This window comes from Flavobacterium sharifuzzamanii (assembly GCF_003254585.1).
GTDB classification, from domain to species: domain Bacteria; phylum Bacteroidota; class Bacteroidia; order Flavobacteriales; family Flavobacteriaceae; genus Flavobacterium; species Flavobacterium sharifuzzamanii.
The window spans coordinates 321,778-339,603 of record NZ_QJGZ01000041.1; the positions used below are offsets into that span (position 1 = coordinate 321,778).

The 17,826-nt window shown below is 33.4% G+C and carries 17 protein-coding genes; 7 read left to right on the plus strand and 10 right to left on the minus strand.

Annotated elements, in window-relative coordinates; translation table 11 throughout:
• Positions 1-71: 71 nt before the first annotated feature.
• The 4 genes from DMA14_RS18665 to DMA14_RS18680 all read right to left on the minus strand — a co-directional run bounded on the left by DMA14_RS18665 (position 72) and on the right by DMA14_RS18680 (position 4,022).
• A complete protein-coding gene (locus DMA14_RS18665) occupies positions 72-2,216 on the minus strand; it encodes a polyribonucleotide nucleotidyltransferase (protein WP_111426066.1) in 2,145 nt (714 codons plus the stop codon).
• A gap of 179 nt (positions 2,217-2,395) precedes the next feature.
• Complete coding sequence (gene rpsO / locus DMA14_RS18670) at positions 2,396-2,662, minus strand: 30S ribosomal protein S15 (RefSeq protein ID WP_008466503.1); 267 nt, start codon at positions 2,660-2,662, stop codon at positions 2,396-2,398.
• Positions 2,663-2,837: 175 nt separating this feature from the next.
• Complete coding sequence (locus DMA14_RS18675) at positions 2,838-3,533, minus strand: toxin-antitoxin system YwqK family antitoxin (RefSeq protein ID WP_111426067.1); 696 nt, start codon at positions 3,531-3,533, stop codon at positions 2,838-2,840.
• A 33-nt stretch (positions 3,534-3,566) separates the two neighbouring features.
• Positions 3,567-4,022: a GAF domain-containing protein gene (locus tag DMA14_RS18680; RefSeq protein ID WP_111379491.1), complete on the minus strand. Its 456-nt coding sequence runs from the start codon at positions 4,020-4,022 to the stop codon at positions 3,567-3,569.
• Between the two features lie 70 nt (positions 4,023-4,092).
• Between DMA14_RS18680 and xrtF the strand changes: the two genes are divergently transcribed.
• The 6 genes from xrtF (at position 4,093) to DMA14_RS18710 (ending at position 8,822) form a co-directional block, all read left to right on the plus strand.
• Entirely contained in the window at positions 4,093-4,629 is a 537-nt protein-coding gene (xrtF, locus tag DMA14_RS18685) for an exosortase family protein XrtF (RefSeq protein ID WP_111426068.1), read from the plus strand.
• On the plus strand, positions 4,619-5,065 hold the full coding sequence (locus DMA14_RS18690) for an exosortase F system-associated membrane protein (RefSeq protein ID WP_111426245.1): 447 nt from the start codon (positions 4,619-4,621) through the stop codon (positions 5,063-5,065). The genes xrtF and DMA14_RS18690 overlap by 11 nt, the downstream gene beginning before the upstream one ends.
• A gap of 46 nt (positions 5,066-5,111) precedes the next feature.
• Positions 5,112-5,510, plus strand: coding sequence for an HYC_CC_PP family protein (locus DMA14_RS18695; protein ID WP_111426069.1), 399 nt, complete (start codon positions 5,112-5,114; stop codon positions 5,508-5,510).
• A 118-nt stretch (positions 5,511-5,628) separates the two neighbouring features.
• Positions 5,629-7,635 (plus strand): TonB-dependent receptor plug domain-containing protein, encoded by a 2,007-nt coding sequence (locus DMA14_RS18700; protein ID WP_111426070.1) that lies wholly within the window; start codon positions 5,629-5,631, stop codon positions 7,633-7,635.
• A 30-nt stretch (positions 7,636-7,665) separates the two neighbouring features.
• Positions 7,666-8,007 carry a heavy-metal-associated domain-containing protein gene (locus DMA14_RS18705; RefSeq protein ID WP_111426071.1) on the plus strand — a complete coding sequence of 114 codons (342 nt, stop codon included), beginning with the start codon at positions 7,666-7,668 and terminating at the stop codon, positions 8,005-8,007.
• 134 nt (positions 8,008-8,141) lie between these two features.
• Positions 8,142-8,822: a DedA family protein gene (locus DMA14_RS18710; protein ID WP_111426072.1), complete on the plus strand. Its 681-nt coding sequence runs from the start codon at positions 8,142-8,144 to the stop codon at positions 8,820-8,822.
• A 260-nt stretch (positions 8,823-9,082) separates the two neighbouring features.
• Here DMA14_RS18710 and rodA read toward each other — a convergent pair whose 3' ends face one another.
• From rodA to purH, 6 genes are all read right to left on the minus strand, one after another.
• A complete protein-coding gene (gene rodA / locus DMA14_RS18715; protein ID WP_111426073.1) occupies positions 9,083-10,318 on the minus strand; it encodes a rod shape-determining protein RodA in 1,236 nt (411 codons plus the stop codon).
• A gap of 17 nt (positions 10,319-10,335) precedes the next feature.
• Positions 10,336-12,309 (minus strand): penicillin-binding protein 2, encoded by a 1,974-nt coding sequence (mrdA, locus tag DMA14_RS18720; RefSeq protein ID WP_111426074.1) that lies wholly within the window; start codon positions 12,307-12,309, stop codon positions 10,336-10,338.
• Positions 12,306-12,812, minus strand: a complete 507-nt coding sequence (locus tag DMA14_RS18725) for a hypothetical protein (protein ID WP_008466524.1) — start codon at positions 12,810-12,812, stop codon at positions 12,306-12,308. The genes mrdA and DMA14_RS18725 overlap by 4 nt, the downstream gene beginning before the upstream one ends.
• Entirely contained in the window at positions 12,805-13,629 is an 825-nt protein-coding gene (mreC, locus tag DMA14_RS18730; protein ID WP_111426075.1) for a rod shape-determining protein MreC, read from the minus strand. Before mreC ends, DMA14_RS18725 begins: the two co-directional genes overlap by 8 nt.
• 111 nt (positions 13,630-13,740) lie before the next feature.
• Complete coding sequence (locus DMA14_RS18735) at positions 13,741-14,769, minus strand: rod shape-determining protein (protein WP_008466528.1); 1,029 nt, start codon at positions 14,767-14,769, stop codon at positions 13,741-13,743.
• Between the two features lie 56 nt (positions 14,770-14,825).
• A complete protein-coding gene (purH, locus tag DMA14_RS18740; protein ID WP_111426076.1) occupies positions 14,826-16,352 on the minus strand; it encodes a bifunctional phosphoribosylaminoimidazolecarboxamide formyltransferase/IMP cyclohydrolase in 1,527 nt (508 codons plus the stop codon).
• A gap of 165 nt (positions 16,353-16,517) precedes the next feature.
• Between purH and DMA14_RS18745 the strand changes: the two genes are divergently transcribed.
• Positions 16,518-17,765, plus strand: coding sequence for an ABC transporter permease (locus DMA14_RS18745; protein WP_111426077.1), 1,248 nt, complete (start codon positions 16,518-16,520; stop codon positions 17,763-17,765).
• The last annotated feature ends 61 nt before the right edge of the window (positions 17,766-17,826 follow it).

The window sequence follows — 17,826 nt, forward strand, 5'->3', positions numbered from 1 at the left end:
CAAAAAATCCCGTTTCGATTAAATGAAACGGGATTTCTCTATGAATAAACCTTTAGTAAACTAAGATCTGATTACTCTTTTTTCTCCTCACGTGGAGGTCTTGGAACAAGTGCTTTTTTAGACACTTTTTCTTTTTTAGTTTTAGGGTCAACTCCTAAGTATTTCACTTGGAAAACATCTCCCATTTTAACAACATCGGCAACATTTTCAGTGCGCTCCCAAGCTAGCTCAGATACGTGAAGCAATACTTCGTTTCCTGGTGCAGCAGTATATTCTACTACAGCTCCAAAATCAAGCATCTTGATTACTTTTACTTCGTATGCTTCTCCAACTTGTGGTTTGAAAGTTAATGCATCAATTTTAGCCAATACTGCTTTGATGCCATCAGGATTAGTTCCTAAAATTTCAACTACACCTTGCTCATCTACTTCGTTGATTACGATTGTAGTTCCTGTAGCTTTTTGTAATTCTTGAATTACTTTTCCTCCAGGACCGATTAATGCTCCAATAAAGTTTCCAGGAATAGTTCTAGTAATGATTTTTGGCGCATGAGCTTTAACTTCTGCTCTTGGAGTTGCAATAGTTTCAGTTAATTTACCTAAAATGTGTAAACGTCCATCACGAGCTTGTGCCAAAGCTTGTTCCATAATGTCATAACGCAATCCTTCGATTTTGATATCCATTTGGCAAGCAGTAATACCGTCAGCAGTTCCAGTCACTTTAAAATCCATATCTCCTAAGTGATCTTCATCTCCTAAGATATCAGACAATACAGCAAATTTCTCACCGTCAGTAATTAATCCCATAGCAATACCAGAAACTGGTTTTGTCATTTGAACCCCAGCATCCATAAGAGCCATTGTTCCAGCACAAACTGTTGCCATAGAAGAAGAACCGTTAGATTCTAGAACTTCAGAAACAACACGAATTGTATAAGGACAATCTGCAGGAATCATATTTTTTAATGCTCTTTGAGCTAAGTTACCGTGACCAACTTCTCTTCTTGAAGTTCCTCTTAATGGTTTTGCTTCACCAGTAGAGAAAGGAGGGAAGTTATAGTGTAAGTAGAATTTCTCTTCACCTTGTTCAGATGGAGAATCGATTTGATTAGCTTCTTTAGAAGTTCCTAAAGTTACAGTAGCCAAAGCTTGAGTTTCTCCACGTGTAAATAAAGAAGATCCGTGTACAGATGGCAAATAATCAGTTTCACACCAGATTGGTCTGATCTCTGTAGTTTTTCTACCGTCTAGACGAATTCCTTTTTCAAGAATTACGTTACGAACCGCTTCTTTGTTTGTTTTGTAGAAGTATTTTCCAACTAAACCTGCAAGATCTGCATTTTCAGCATATTCTTCTTCAGTAAATAAAGCTTTAGCTTCTTCTTTTACTGCTGCGAATTTTTCACCTCTTTCAGCTTTTCCTGAAGCTTCTTGTGCAATTGCATAGCATTTGTCGTAAGCAGCAGCTTTTACTTTAGCGTAAACAGCTTCGTCTTCAATTTCACCTTCGTAAGTTCTGTATTCTTGAGAGCTCAATTTTGCTCTTAATTTTTGTTGAGCAACAATTTGAACTTTAATAGCTTCGTGAGCAAATTTAATTGCCTCAACCATTTCAGCTTCTGAAATTTCTTTCATCTCACCTTCAACCATTGCAACAGAATCCATAGAAGCTCCAATCATCATGTCGATATCAGATTTTTCTAATTCTTCTCTGCTTGGGTTGATTACTAATTTTCCGTCGATACGAGCAACACGTACTTCAGAAATTAAGTTATAAAACGGAATGTCAGAAACAGCTAATGCTGCAGATGCTGCTAAACCAGCTAATGCGTCTGGCATAACGTTATCGTCATGAGACATTAATTGAATCATAACCTGAGTTTCAGCGTGGTAATCATCTGGGAAAAGAGGACGTAAAACACGGTCTACTAATCTCATTGTTAATACTTCGCTGTCACTTGGTCTTGCTTCTCTTTTGAAAAATCCTCCTGGGAAACGTCCCGCAGCGGCGAATTTTTCACGGTAATCTACCGTTAATGGTAAAAAGTCAACACCTGGGTTAGATGTTCTTGCAGAAACTGCTGTTGCTAAAAGCATACAGTTTCCTAAACGTACAACAACTGAACCATCGGCTTGTTTTGCTAATTTACCAGTTTCGATTGAGATGCTTCTTCCATCTCCTAAATCGATAATTTCTTGTGAAACTTGTGGAATCATAAATTTTTCCTTTTTGATTATACAATGGGTTTTAGTTGTGTTGTAGTTGTTGTTGTGTGTAGTTGTTGTTATCTAAAACCCAATGAAAAACCAAACTTTTTTTCTTGTAATATGCTTATTATAAATAGCTATAATGTAAAAACAAAAAGAGGCACTCTCGCACCTCTTTTCTATATTGATTATTTTCTGATATTCAATACTTTGATAATCTCACGATATCTGTTGATATCTTTCTTTTTCAAGTAGTCCAACAAAGCTCTTCTTTTACCTACTAATAGTACAAGAGAACGCTCAGTGTTGTAATCGTGACGATTTTTTTTCAAGTGTTCAGTTAAGTGAGAAATTCTGTAAGTGAACAACGCGATTTGACCTTCTGCGCTTCCAGTGTTTGTTGCACCACCGTGTTGTGCGAAGATTTCTTCTTTCTTTTCTTTAGTTAAATACATTCCAATATTATTTAATGATTTTTATGTATGTCAATACAACTTTTGTAAGACGGGTGCAAAATTAGATTAAAAAAACAGAAAAATCAAAAAAAAATAAAAGAATCTAAAAAATTGGCGTAAGAAATTTGTTTTTAAAGATTTACATCTGTTTTTTCTGCTTAATTTAAGCTGATTTCTATTTTGACTTCAGAGATTTTTTGCCCGATTGCTTTTCGCTTAAAGAGGAATAAGAAAATTTTACATTGTCTCCATCAATACTTACTCCAGAAATTAAAATTCCTCGATCGTAGTTGTCAACAAATGTAGTTTTTCTAAGACTATCACTTCCTTCCCAAACGCCTTGCTTTAATCCATCTTTGATTGGGCCTTTTTGTGTCACAAATTTATCATTTTCTTCAAACTCGCCGTTCCCATCTGTTACAGTTTGATTCTTATTTTCGTCCCAGCAATTAAGAATCAGAGTCTGCTGTTTTTTTGTTTTCGAATCCCAGAGATTCTGAATCTCAGATTTCTTATTTTGATTTTCGTACCAATTAATTTCTTTGCCGTTTTTATGATCTTCAGAATAATTTATAACAGATTCTTTTGCGCCATTTTTATAATAGCAAATAAACTCTCCGTCTTTTTTCAAAACATCTCGGTCCAAAGTTGATCCTGTCATTTTCCTCCTTCCATTTTTGTAGAAATCAGTAACAACATAACGGATACTTTTCTGCGAATAATTGGTAATTACTCTTGTGTAAGCATAATTTTCTGGTGTGCATTCACGATTTAAAGAATCTAAAAAGATTTTTTTAGACATCATGCTAATTTGCGCAGACAGATTAACTGAAATTATCAGAAGCAATAAGATGAAGATGTTTCTTTTCATTCAGTTCTATTTTTTATCTTAAAAATAGTTCTTCTAGAATAATTTAGCAACTTCTTGATTTACAAATTCTAAAAATCTTTCGTCAGCTTCTGTAAACGGATCAATAACGTGGCTGTCAATATCAATTTGGCCAATATTTACTCCATTCACAAAAAGAGGCACTACGATTTCTGACTTAACTGTTAAACTGCAGGCAATATAATTGTCTTGCGCTTTAACGTCGGGTACTACAAAATTAGCATTGCTTTCGGCAACCTGACCGCAGATTCCTTTACCAAACGGAATAACGGTATGGTCTGTTTCTGCTCCAACGTAAGGTCCTAAGTGTAGCGTTTTGGCGTCGTGATTTGCAAAATAAAAACCAACCCAGTTATAATATTCTACGTTTTCGTTTAAAAGCTTGCAAACTGCTAATAATTTTTCGTCTCTATTTTTTTGAATGTCAGCAATAATGCTGGTTATCTGTGGTTGTAATTCTTGAAATGTCATGATATTAAATTTTATACAAAAGTATTTAAAGCTGAACTCAAAAAATATATAAATTTGAAAAAAAAATCTCTTGAAAAAATATTTAGTCCAGTTTAAGCCATTCCTGATTTTTATAAGCATTTTTTTTCTGACATATATTGTCTTTACAATTCTTTATAAATTTTATTTAAATAGTTATCAGGCAGAAGATCTTGATGCTATAACCATGATTTCTGGAAGAAATTCAGAACAATTGCTGAAGCTTTTTGATTATGATGTAATAATTCAGAAAAATTCACAAAACCCATGGCAGGATATTATTCTAAATGGCAGATTTATAGCGCACATAACCGAAGGCTGTAATGCTGTAAGTGTGATGATACTTTTTGTATCGTTTGTAGCGGCTTTTTCTGGAAATTTAAAAAAGACACTATTGTTTATAATCTTTGGACTTATATCCATTTATATTCTAAATGTTATTAGGATTTCGCTTCTGATTGTGCTTGTGTATCACTTTCCGCAATATACCCATTTTCTGCATGGAACTTTTTTTCCTTTGATGATTTACGGATATGTTTTTATTTTATGGATTTTCTGGATCAATAGATTTTCAAAATATGCTAAATAAATTAAAAGAAAATAAGTTAAAAATCTTTGTTACAATTGTTGTTGTAATAGGTTTTGCATTGATTAGAACATTTGAAAGTAAATTGTTTTATGATCCTTTTCTGGCATACTTCAATGCTGATTTTCATTCAATACCATATCCTTCAGTTGAAAATTTTAAGCTTTTTGCAGGGCTTTTTTTTCGGTATTTTTTAAATTCGGCTTTATCACTTTTGCTTATTTTTATTCTGTTCCAGAATCGAGACATTTTTAAATTCAGTCTGTTTGTTTACAGCTTATTATTGGTCTTGTTTTTAATGGCATTTTACATCATTCTCGAATATTTTCCAAACGGAAGCTGGCTACTGTTTTATGTGCGTCGATTTTTAATTCAGCCTATTTTAGTGCTATTATTTATTCCTGGATTTTACTATCAGCTTCAAAAAACTAAAAAATAACATTTGTTTAGGTTTTTTTTATGCGGTTTTTAAATAGCTTTGCAGTATGAATTTGAAAAAGTGTACAGGTCTATTTTTAGCGTTCCTTTTATTGGTCTCCAATATTGGGTTTGCTTTTGACGTGCATTATTGTGGCGGAGAAATTGCCTCGGTTTCTTTAAAAACTACAGCAGAACCTGTTGTTGAAAAGAAATGTTGCGGTTCTAAAGAGAAAGAAAACTCTTGCTGTAAAGATAAAGTTGTTCATTTCGAAAAGAAATCAGACAACGCAACAATCAAATTCTTCTTTTTTCAATTTGCTTTCCCGGCAGTTATACAAGATTATAAGCCTTTAGTCTTTTTAGAAGTTCCAACTTTTAAAAAGAAAGAAGTTCTTTCGTATTACGCTGATGCGAATGCGCCCCCCTTATTTAAATTATACCATCAGTATATTTTCTATTCCTGATTTTAATGTTAAGATGCAGTGCAAGTCTTAATCAAGACTTTGTATTTACATTTTGATAGTTTTTGTTTTTGAAAAACATCAAAAATGTAATTCTATTTAAACATTAAAATCTTTTTTTATGCAAAAAAATATAATGCTTTTTGTAGCATTTTTGCTTTCGGTTTCAGTCTTTTCACAAGAAGATCTGCAAGAAGTAAAAATTACTAAAAAGCAAAAAGGAATTAAAAAATCCTTCACAGTAACAGCCAATACATCTGTAATTACCAGTAAAGAACTACTTAAAGCGGCATGCTGTAATCTGGCTGAAAGTTTTGAGACCAATCCGTCAATCGATGTTAATTTTTCTGATGCTTTAACGGGAACTAAGCAGATTAAAATGCTTGGGTTAACCAGCCCGTATTTAATGATTACAGAAGAAAATATTCCTTCCGTACGAGGAGCGTCTCAAGCGTATGGTTTGTCCTTTACACCTGGAACTTGGATTGAAAGTGTTCAAATCACGAAAGGAGCGGGGAGTGTTATAAATGGTTACGAAAGTATTTCTGGCCAGATTAATACAGAGCTTTTAAAGCCTTTAAATGATATTCCTTTCTTTCTGAATGCTTATGGTTCTACAGATTCTCGTTTTGAATTAAACACACATTTCAATAAGAAATTATCAAACAAGTGGGCGACCAGTTTGTTCGTTCACGGAAATGCGCGTGTAGCAAAAAACGATATGAACAAAGATGGCTTTCTAGATAATCCGTTAGGAAAACAAATCAATGTTTTAAATCGTTATCAATATTATAATCCAGAAAGTGGTTTGGTGAGTTTTATCAATTTCAGATATATGAATGATAAAAAACAAACTGGAGAAGTTAATTTTGATAAAGATCGTGATCGTGGCACAACAAATTATTGGGGTTCAGAAATTAATACAGAACGTTTTGATGTTTCTACAAAAATCGGATATGTATTTAAAGACATGCCATACCAAAGTATTGGTTTTCAAAATGCCTTTAATAGCCATAAACAGGATTCTTATTATGGTTTAAATCAATACGACATCAAACAGAATAGCTTTTATTCTAACTTGATTTTCAATTCGATCATCAATAATACGATGCATAAGTTTTCGACTGGTCTGAATTTTACTTACGATCAATATCAGGAATTTGTGAACCTGACAGATGTAAGCAGAATTGATAACTCAGTTGGTGCTTTCTTTGAATATACTTACGATAATACAGATAATTTTAGTTTGATTTTAGGCGGAAGGGTAGACAATCATAACCGATTAGGAGTTTTTGTTACGCCAAGATTGCACATGAGATATAATCCTTGGAAAAATGGAGTAGTCCGTTTTTCTGCAGGAAGAGGAAAACGTTCTGCTAATATCTTTGCCGAAAATCAGCAGCTTTTTGCTAGCTCAAGAACTTTTTCAATCTTGGATTCTAACGGAAAAATATACGGTTTGAATCCTGAAATTGCATGGAATTATGGGGTAAGTTTTTCTCAGAAATTCCGTCTTTTCAACAGAAATGCCGATGCAGGTTTTGATCTTTATAGAACCGATTTCCAAAATCAGGCCGTTGTAGATGTGATGCAAAGTCCGCAGCAAGTGTTGTTTTATGATTTGAAAGGAAGTTCTTTTGCAAATAGTCTTCAGGTTGAGTTCAATTACGAATTGATTCACAACTTGAATTTAAGAACAGCTTACAAATATTATGATATTCAGACTGATTATTTAAGAGGGACATTCCAGCGTCCGCTTCAGGCTAAACATCGTTTCTTAGGAAATTTAGAATATGAAACAACGATGAATAATGATAAGCAATGGAGGTTTGATTTTACTTATAATTGGTCAGGAAAACAACAATTGCCTTATACGGCATCAAATCCTGTAGCAGATCAGTTTCCAGATTTTTCGCCAGCTTATGCTGTAATGAATGCGCAAGTAACCCGCGTTTTTTCTCCAGTTTTTGAAGTGTATGTAGGAGGAGAAAATATTGGAAATTATAGACAAGAAAAAGCAATTTTAGGAGCAAATGATCCTTTTGGACCTAATTTTGATGCATCAATTGCATACGCACCAATTTTCGGGCAGATGTATTATGCGGGACTTAGATTTAAAATTAAATAACAATTTCAACAATAATAAAAATTAAAAGCAATGAATAAAATAGTTTTAATCGCAATGATGGTTTTTTTAGGATTTTCAGCTCAAGCTCAAACTAAAAAGAACAAGAATTTAAAATATACAACTGAAGTAAACGGTAACTGCGAACAATGCAAGAAACGAATTGAAAAAGCGGCTTATGGCGTTCCAGGAGTAAAAACGGCAAGCTGGGATGTAAGTTCGCATCAGCTTTCGGTAATTCTAAACGAAGAGAAATGTTCTCCTTCTGATTTGAATAAAGCAATTGCAAAGGCAGGTCATGATACTAAGGAAGTTAAAGCAACAACTGAAGATTATGACAATCTTCATAGCTGTTGCAAGTATGTAAGAGAATAATTATGCAGAGAAGCCCAGACAATTAGTTTGGGCTTTTTTTAATAGTTAATTTATGTTTAAAATACCGCATTTTATTGTGGTTAAGGTAAATTATTGTTACTTTCACGAACTATAAAAAATAACCAATCACATTTATGAATAATTTTGAATGGACTCAGTTACTAAACCCTGAATTTTATATTACTTTAAGCGTCGGAGGTTTTCAGATTGGGTTGTTTATCGTTCTGTTTATAGTTTTTGCTGAGACAGGACTTTTTGCAGGCTTTTTTCTGCCTGGAGATAGTTTACTTTTCTTAGCGGGTATTTACAGTCGTGATTTAATTGAAAATGTTGCTTTTATTCCAAATGATTTTTTAAATGTGTTTCTGCTTGCAACAGCAGTTGCTATAATGGGAGTTTTAGGTAATATGACTGGTTATTGGTTTGGTGCAAAGAGCGGTTATTATTTATTCAAAAAAGAAGACACTTTTTGGTTTAAGAAAAAGTACCTGCTTCAATCGAAAGACTTTTTTGAAAAATATGGAGGAAAAGCAATTATTTATGCACGCTTCTTGCCAATTTTCAGAACGTTTGCTCCAATTGTTGCAGGAATCGTTTCGATGGACAGAAAGAAATTTATGTTTTATAACGTTTTGAGTTCTTTTCTTTGGTCATTTATATTGATCTTCGCAGGACATTATTTATATGGTGTCTTCTTAAAACAAGGTATAGATTTAAAGAAACACATTGAATATATCATTATCATTATCATCATTATTTCAACGTTTCCAGTTTTAGTGAAACTTTTAAAAAAGAGACCACACGAAGAGATATAATCAAATAGAGAGAATAAAAAAAATCCGATGCTGAAGAGCTTCGGATTTTTTTTATGTTAGTTTTAAGCTTTATTAGAAACATACTCTTAATTGTATAAAATTCTCTTTAACGCAAAAAGGTCAATAGAGCAAGAGTATAAATCAAAAAAGCTGTAATTAGTTTTAAAACGTAATTACAGCTTTTGAAATTTGTTTATAGCTTTTATAAAAGATATTTTGAATTAGAATTTGGGATTTAAAAATTGATTGTTTTTAGATCATTACCATTCGTTCACTTTGTTGGCATCCATTTTAAGGAAAATAAACAGCAAAATCGTGAATCCCCAGAGTCCAGAACCTCCATATGAAAAGAAGGGCAGAGGAACCCCGATTGTTGGGAAAATTCCAATTACCATCGCAATGTTTACAAAGAAATGGATAAAGAGAATTGCGGCGACACAATATCCGTAAACCCGGCTGAACTTAGTTTTCTGTCTTTCTGCTAAATAAATAACCCTAAGAAGCAGACCTGTAAAAAGTAAAATCACTACTAATGAACCTGCAAAACCCCATTCTTCACCAACAGTGGTAAAGATATAATCAGTGTGCTGCTCAGGTACAAATCCTCCCTTGGTTTGCGTGCCTTCAAGAAAACCTTTTCCAAGCCATCCTCCAGAACCAATAGCAATCTCAGATTGGTTGGTATTGTATCCAATACCTTTCATGTCTACAGTTTTACCAAGTAAAATATTGAAACGGTCTCTGTGGTGCTGTTTGAAAACATTGTCAAACACATAATCAACAGAGAAAACAAATCCAGATATTAGGACTAATAAAATTCCGCTTAAGATGATGTTTCTGTCAACTACTCTACCTTTAAAGTGTATAATTGCTAACACGACAAATGCCATTCCGATAACAGCGTATGGTTCTAAAACTAAAGTAAGAACGAAAAGCGCAATAGTTATAAATGCTGTCCATACATACCAAGAAGGCAAACCTTCTCTATATAAAACAAGAATGAACGCACTATAAATTAAAGCACTTCCAGGATCTGGCTGTGGTAAAATCAATATTACAGGCAATAGCATAATAGCTAAAGCTTGAATTTGTCTATTGGTTTCTTTTAAGTTGATTTGTGTGTCACTTAAATATTTGGCCAATGCAAGAGAAGTTGCTGCTTTTGCAAACTCAGAAGGCTGTAAAGTGAAGCTTCCTATGGCATACCAGCATCGCTGTCCCGCTATGGTTTTTCCGAAAAGAAATAATCCAGCAAGAGACAATAAGGAAACTCCGAAGATGATACTCGCATATTTTTCGTAAAATTTACCATCAACAAAAAGTACAACAAATATCAATGGAATAGTACAGCAGATAAAAATCAGCTGTTTTTGGTACGTTCCATCGGTAGATAATAAAGAAGACGAATAAATATTCAGCCAACCTAAAGTTACCAGCGCAATGTAGATAAAGACACTTATCCAATCAATATTATTTTTTACACTTTGATTTTTCATTTGAAATAATCTCCTTCTTAGTTTTTCTTAGTTGTGTCTACTGCTGTTTTTTTGACTTCAGTTTTTGGTGCCGTTGTAACTGGTGCTTTTGGCTTTATAATTTTTGCTTGTAATACTGAATCTTTTGGGACAGATTCAATTTTAAGAGCATCACTTATTCCGCCTACTTTAGCATATTCTGAAAGTAAGCTTTTGTTTAATACTCTTACTTCTAGATCGGTTCTTGTAATTTTCTTTCTTAGATATTTCTCAATCATTAAACTTGCAATCGGACCTGCAACTGTTGCTCCAAAACCTCCATTCTCAATCATAACGGCAATAGCAATTTTTGGATTGTCTTTTGGTGCAAAAGCAACAAATATAGAGTGATCTTTAAGCTGTGTTCTTTTGCCGTTTATTTTAGCAAAGTTCTCAGCGGTACCAGTTTTTCCACAAATATCTATTCCTTCTACTCTAAGAGCATAAGCTGTACCCTTATTATACACATCAAATAATCCGCTGATAACTGGTGGGAAATATTTTTGATCAACCGTAGTCACATGTTTTGTTGTGAACTTTTCGTCTATTTTTTCGCCTTCAATTTTTTTAATGATATGAGGAGTATAATAATAACCCTGATTTGCAACAGTTGCCATCATATTGGCCAATTGAATAGGTGTCATCAAAACCTCTCCCTGACCAATTGCATTAGATACAATAGTTGAGCTTCTCCATCCGCCGTTAGGATAGATTCTTTTATATGTTTTAGAAGTCGGGATATTTCCTCGTTTTCCAGTAGGTAAATCATAACCCATAAACTGACCTAAACCAAAACTTTTTACGTGACTGCTCCAAACATCTACAGCTTTTCCAGGATCTTTGTACTTGTTGATTGTCAGCATGTAGGCTTGGCCAAAATAAGTGTTGCAAGAATTGTAAATTCCGTTATGCAATTGATGCGGACCAAAACCGTGGCATTTCATAAAACGGCCTCCACCATAACTAAATCCGTGGTGACACATGAAAGTAGTTTGTTCATTTATAACACCTTCTTGAAGTGCGACCAGACCAGTCAGGATTTTGAATGGAGAACCTGGAGGATACTCTGCTAAAAGTCCTCTGTCATATAAAGGTTTTGCAATAGAATCATGATATAAAAGCGTATAATTTTTAGATCTCTGACGCCCTACTAAAATACCTGGATCATAAGAAGGAGCTGTAACCAATGCTAGAATTTCTCCAGATTTTGGCTCAATAGCAACAATTCCACCTCGCTTATTAATCATTAATTCTTCACCATATTTTTGAAGTTCAGCATCGATTGTTAAATTAATGTCTTCTCCAGCAACGGCAATAGTGTCGTATTTTCCTTCTTTATAAGGGCCAATTTCTCTATTGTATTTGTCTTTTTGAATGTATTTTACACCTTTTATTCCGCGTAAAATTTCTTCATAGCTTTCTTCTACACCTTGCTTTCCAATTAAATCTCCACTGTTATAGTACGGATTCTTCTCAATTTGTTTTTCATTTACCTGAGTAATAAAACCAAAAATGTTTGCCCCGTAATCTACTTCGTAGTCACGAAGTGATCTTTTTTGGAAATAAAAGCCATCATATTTTCTGATTTTTTCTTGAAAAGCAGCAAATTCATTTTTATTCAACTGTGATAAAAAAACAGAAGGGAGCCTTGGGCTGTAGACTTTTGCTTTTTCAATACGCTTATGATATTCTTCTTCAGTAATATTCAAAAGAGCGCAAAATTCGGCAATATTTAAATCCTTTTTTATATCTCTCGGAATAACCATGATGTCATAAGAAGCCTGATTCGCAACAAGAAGTTTTCCGTTACGATCATAAATATAACCTCTTTCAGGGTAGTCATATACTTTTTTTATTGCATTATTTTCTGATTTCAGTTTAAAAGAATCATCAATAATCTGCAGGTAAAAAATCCTAATCACTAGCAAAGACGCTGCAATAATAATTATAGTGGGCAGCAAGACTTTTCTCATCGTTTATTGGGCTTAATAAGATAAATTATTATTATTGAGGTGATTATAGTAAAGATAGAACTAAATAAGGTTCGAAGCAAAATGTCCCAGATAAATTTGAACTGGAAGGCTTCTAAAACAAACAATACAATATGATGCATTAGAACCGAAACCAATATAAATGAAAACCGTTCTGGGGTTAAAGATTCATTCAGTTTAATGGTTTGATACTCATAACTTAAACCAAAAGAAAATTTAAAAATATAAGGCCTATAATAGGCTAAAATAACACACGCAGTGGCATGTATCCCGCCAGAATTGCAGAACATATCCATAATTAATCCTAGGAAAAAGCTTGAGATAATTAATCCAGCTTTATTGCTGTTTACTGGGTAAAGAATGATATACAAGATATACGGAAACGGACTTATATATCCCAAGAAATTCATATTGTTGAAAATAACAATCTGAATTGCCAGTAACATAATAAATCGAAAAATATTGACTAACAGAGCGCTATTCATTTTTTTCTTTGTTTTCTAAATTAATAAGTTCCTCTCTGTCTTTGCTTTTGATAATGTAAACGTGTCCTAAGTTTGTCATGTCGTTAAAGAGTTTAACTTTTATAACATAAAAACTTGTTTGAGTCTCTTTGTAAATCGTTTCAACGGTTCCAATGTTGATTCCTTCAGGGAAAATTACAGATTGTCCTCCTGTTACAATTGTATCTCCTTTTTTAACTGAAGCTAATCTCGGTACATCTCTTAGCTGTACAAATCCAGTGCTTTTTCCATCCCATGTTAAAGAACCAAAATGATTTGATTTTTTTAACTTGGCATTAATTCTGGATTTCATGTTCAAAATGCTCACAACAGTAGAATATCTTGGAGACGTATCATCTATGATACCCACAATTCCTAAACTGTTTATTACTCCCATATCTGGTTTAACGCCTTCGTTAGATCCAGAATTTAAAGTAAGAAAGTTTTCGTGTGTGCTGTATGTGTTATGAATTACTTTTGATACAATGATATCAGCAGGTTTTACCCCTTTAATGGTATCAGGTAAAGGCAATTTTGATGTGTCTTCTTTATTGAATAAAAGACTTTTTAATCTTGCGTTCTCAAGTACAAGTTCGTCGTTTTCAGCTCTTAAATTCATGTATTCATTAACACGATTGATTTTTTCATAAACACCTCCGCTTAAGAAATTTGCAGAACTGATTATTTTGCTTCTGTGGTAAGAATGAGATTGAATCGTGAGTCCTAACGAAATACCTAAAAGCAGCAAAAACAGCAATCGATTACTGTTTCTTATAAGGAAATTAAATATTTGCTGCATTTCTTGTCTGGTTATTTTGTTTCAGGATATGCTTAAAGGTTTCAGTTTTTACAAGGGTCAAAAGGTTAAATTTTGACCCTTATAAAAGTAAATTGATTATTATTTTGAATCTTATTTAATTAAGATGCTTTTAAATTTAGCAATGTTTTTAAGAGCCATTCCTGTACCGCGAACAACAGCTCTCAAAGGATCTTCAGCAATATAAACTGGTAAATCTGTTTTTTGAGAGATACGTTTGTCAAGACCTCTTAACATAGATCCTCCACCAGCTAAATAGATACCTGTGTTGTAGATATCTGCTGCTAACTCAGGCGGAGTCTGAGATAATGTTTCCATTACCGCATCTTCGATACGCTGAATAGATTTGTCTAAAGCTTTTGCAATTTCACGGTAAGAAACATCTACTTGCTTTGGTTTTCCAGTAAGCAAATCTCTACCTTGAACTGACATATCTTCTGGCGGACCATCTAAATCTTCGATTGCCGCTCCAATTTGAATTTTAATTTTTTCAGCAGTACTTTCTCCAACAAATAAGTTGTGCTGTGTACGCATGTAATAAACGATATCATTTGTGAAAACGTCACCTGCAATTTTTACAGATTTGTCACAAACAATTCCGCCTAAAGCGATAACAGCAATTTCTGTTGTACCACCTCCGATATCGACAATCATGTTTCCTTTAGGTTGCATAATATCAATACCAATACCAATTGCCGCCGCCATTGGTTCATGAATCAAGTAAACTTCTTTTCCGTTTACTCTCTCACAAGATTCCTTCACCGCTCTCATCTCCACTTCAGTAATACCAGAAGGAATACATACAACCATACGTAAAGCTGGAGTAAACATTCTTTTTTTCAATGCAGGAATACTTTTAATGAACATATTGATCATTTTTTCCGAAGCATCAAAATCAGCGATTACACCATCTTTCAAAGGCCTTATAGTTTTGATGTTTTCATGTGTTTTACCTTGCATCATATTGGCTTCCTTACCAACAGCAATGATTTTGCCTGATACTCTATCACGTGCAACGATAGACGGACTATCAATGACAACTTTATCATTATGAATGATTAAAGTGTTTGCGGTTCCAAGGTCTATCGCAATATCCTCGGTCATGAAATCAAAAAATCCCATAAGTTTTTTAGGGGTTTAAAATGTTATAAATTATTTATCGAACAAAGTTAAACAAATTAATGTTTAAAATGACGAGTTCCTGTAAATACCATTGCAAGATTATTTTCGTTGCAATAATTTATGCTTAATTCGTCTTTTATCGAACCTCCTGGCTGAATTACAGCAGTTATTCCTGCTTTTTTGGCTAATTCTACACAATCCGGAAATGGGAAAAATGCATCACTTGCCATCGAAGCTCCGTTTAAATCAAATCCAAAAGCTTTTGCTTTGTCAACAGCTTGAATTAAAGCGTCAACTCTTGAAGTCTGACCTGTACCTGATGAAATCAATGTTCCGTTTTTAGCAAATACAATTGTGTTTGATTTTGTATTCTTGCAAATTTTAGAAGCAAAGATCAAATCTTCGATCTCTTGAGCAGTAGGTTCTGTAATTGTAACGGTTTTTAAATGCTCTTTATTATCCGTAATATTATTTCTGTCCTGAATTAACAAACCATTAAGACAAGTTCTCACTTGACGAGCTGGTAATTCAACTTCATTTTGAACTAATATAATTCTGTTTTTCTTCTCTTGTAAAACCGTAACTGCCTCATCATCATAAGCTGGAGCGATTACAACCTCACAGAATAATTTGTTGATTTCTTGGGCAGTTTCTAAATCAATTTTTGTGTTAGAAATTAACACTCCTCCAAAAGCAGAAGTAGGATCGCAAGCCAAAGCTGCTAAATAAGCCTCGCTGATTGTTTTTCTTGAAGCCAATCCGCAAGCATTATTGTGTTTTAAAATCGCGAATGTTGGTCCGTCAGTTTTAAATTCAGCAATTAAATTAACTGCAGCATCAACATCAAGTAAATTGTTGTATGATAATTCTTTTCCGTGAAGTTTTTTGAACATTGCATCAAAATCTCCAAAGAAAAATCCTTTTTGGTGAGGGTTTTCACCATATCTTAAAACTTGACCGTTTGCAATGCTTTCTTTGTAAATAGTTTCGTCTGTATTGAAATAATTAAAAATAGCTCCATCATAGTGAGATGAAACATGGAAAGCTTTAGTAGCCAACAATCTTCTATTCTCCAAAGTTGTTGCTCCATTTTGCTCTGTAATCAAATCCAAAAGTAAACTGTACTCATTAACAGAAGCTACAATTACAGTGTCTTTGAAATTTTTTGCACCAGCACGAATTAATGAAATACCACCGATGTCAATTTTTTCAATAATATCTTGTTCACTTGCTCCAGAAGCAACTGTTTTTTCAAAAGGATATAAATCAACAATTACCAAATCAATTTGAGGAATATCAAATTCCTTCATTTGCTGAACATCACTTTCGTTATCTTGACGATTCAAGATACCACCAAAAATTTTTGGGTGTAAAGTTTTAACTCTTCCGCCAAGAATTTCTGGGAAAGAAGTAATGTCTTCAACAGGAACTACTGGAATACCAAGGTTTTTGATGAAATCTTCAGTTCCTCCAGTTGAATAAAGCGTTACATTTTGTTCGTGTAATTTTCTAACAATTGGTTCTAATCCATCTTTAGAAAAAACAGAAATTAATGCCGATTGTATTTTTTTAGTTGTGCTCATTGTGTAGTTATGATTTTGAGACTGCAAAAGTAGTTTTTTTATATATTATATTAAAAAAAATTAGTGTAACAAAATGCTAAAAAATTCTACTGATGAGTAAGTTAACTTTTATTAGGTTTTTGAATTTAAATTATTGAATTTTACTTTATTGAAAAATACAAAAATATGATCGTTTATCTAAGATTATTAAAAGAAAGTTTGAGTTTTGCCATCAATGCTTTGCGAAATAATAAATTACGCACTTTATTGTCGCTCTTAGGTGTTACGATTGGTATTTTTTCAATTATCGCTGTTTTGGCTGCCGTTGACTCTTTAGATAAAAAAATCTCCAAAGATTTGAGCAGTTTAGATAAAAATACAATTTATTTAATGAAATATTGCTTTGGGCCATCTGAAATTCCGCAATGGAAAAGAGAGCAGTTTCCAAATGTAAAGTATGACGAGTACATTGGCCTAAAAAACTCAATGAATAATACCGATCAAGTCGCATACCAGCTTTTTGTGAACAAAGAAAGTTTGAAATACGATTCTAAAACAGTTAGCGATGTAAATATTATTCCGTCGTCAAGCGAAATGGTCGATATCGACGGCTTGAGTTTTGATAAAGGAAGATTTTATAACGAATCTGAATCTAACTCTGGAACTGCCGTTATTGTTCTAGGGTATGATATAGCTGAAGGGCTTTTCGGTTCAAGTGATCCAATTGGAAAAAGTATTCGTTTATACGGACAGCGCTTTACCGTAATTGGCGTAATTGCAAAACAAGGAGCAGGATTCTTTGGAGACAGCAATGATACTTCAGTTTATCTTCCGGCAAATTTTTTAAGAAGAATGTATGGAGATAGCGATTCTATGACTCCAGTTATTGTATTAAAACCAGTAAAAGGGGTCGATATGGATGCCTATAAAGCAGAAATCGCACAAAAGCTGAGAGCAATCCGCGGAATGAAAGCAGGGGAAATGGATAATTTCTTTATTAATGTCCTTTCTGGATTTACTGATTTTATTGATGGAATTTTAGGACAGATGAATTTTGTAGGCTGGATTATTAGTGGATTTTCTCTTCTAGTTGGAGGTTTCGGAATCGCAAATATTATGTTTGTTTCAGTAAAAGAAAGAACAAATCTTATCGGAATCCAAAAATCATTGGGAGCTAAAAATAAATTTATCTTATTTCAATTTTTGTTTGAAGCTATTATTCTTTCTGTTATTGGCGGAATTATAGGTCTATTAATGGTTTGGGGAATTGCTGTAATTTTAACAAAGACTCTTGATTTTGAATTTGTTTTAAGTCTTGGAAATATAATTTTAGGAACAAGTCTAGCGGCCTTTATTGGACTAATTTCTGGGATTCTGCCAGCAGTTTCGGCAGCAAATTTAGATCCTGTTGAGGCTATTCGAACTGGAATGTAAAATGTTGTTTTGTATTATTTTACTGTAAATTTTGTTGAGTGAGAATAATTAGATACATTTG

Coding starts and splice junctions, on each gene's coding strand:
- DMA14_RS18665 (WP_111426066.1), bottom strand. CDS start 2,216: ATGATTCCACAAGTTTCACAAGAAATTATCGATTTAGGAGATGGAAGA.
- rpsO (WP_008466503.1), bottom strand. CDS start 2,662: ATGTATTTAACTAAAGAAAAGAAAGAAGAAATCTTCGCACAACACGGT.
- DMA14_RS18675 (WP_111426067.1), bottom strand. CDS start 3,533: ATGAAAAGAAACATCTTCATCTTATTGCTTCTGATAATTTCAGTTAAT.
- DMA14_RS18680 (WP_111379491.1), bottom strand. CDS start 4,022: ATGACATTTCAAGAATTACAACCACAGATAACCAGCATTATTGCTGAC.
- DMA14_RS18690 (WP_111426245.1), top strand. CDS start 4,619: ATGCTAAATAAATTAAAAGAAAATAAGTTAAAAATCTTTGTTACAATT.
- DMA14_RS18695 (WP_111426069.1), top strand. CDS start 5,112: ATGAATTTGAAAAAGTGTACAGGTCTATTTTTAGCGTTCCTTTTATTG.
- DMA14_RS18700 (WP_111426070.1), top strand. CDS start 5,629: ATGCAAAAAAATATAATGCTTTTTGTAGCATTTTTGCTTTCGGTTTCA.
- DMA14_RS18705 (WP_111426071.1), top strand. CDS start 7,666: ATGAATAAAATAGTTTTAATCGCAATGATGGTTTTTTTAGGATTTTCA.
- DMA14_RS18710 (WP_111426072.1), top strand. CDS start 8,142: ATGAATAATTTTGAATGGACTCAGTTACTAAACCCTGAATTTTATATT.
- rodA (WP_111426073.1), bottom strand. CDS start 10,318: ATGAAAAATCAAAGTGTAAAAAATAATATTGATTGGATAAGTGTCTTT.
- mrdA (WP_111426074.1), bottom strand. CDS start 12,309: ATGAGAAAAGTCTTGCTGCCCACTATAATTATTATTGCAGCGTCTTTG.
- DMA14_RS18725 (WP_008466524.1), bottom strand. CDS start 12,812: ATGAATAGCGCTCTGTTAGTCAATATTTTTCGATTTATTATGTTACTG.
- mreC (WP_111426075.1), bottom strand. CDS start 13,629: ATGCAGCAAATATTTAATTTCCTTATAAGAAACAGTAATCGATTGCTG.
- DMA14_RS18735 (WP_008466528.1), bottom strand. CDS start 14,769: ATGGGATTTTTTGATTTCATGACCGAGGATATTGCGATAGACCTTGGA.
- purH (WP_111426076.1), bottom strand. CDS start 16,352: ATGAGCACAACTAAAAAAATACAATCGGCATTAATTTCTGTTTTTTCT.
- DMA14_RS18745 (WP_111426077.1), top strand. CDS start 16,518: ATGATCGTTTATCTAAGATTATTAAAAGAAAGTTTGAGTTTTGCCATC.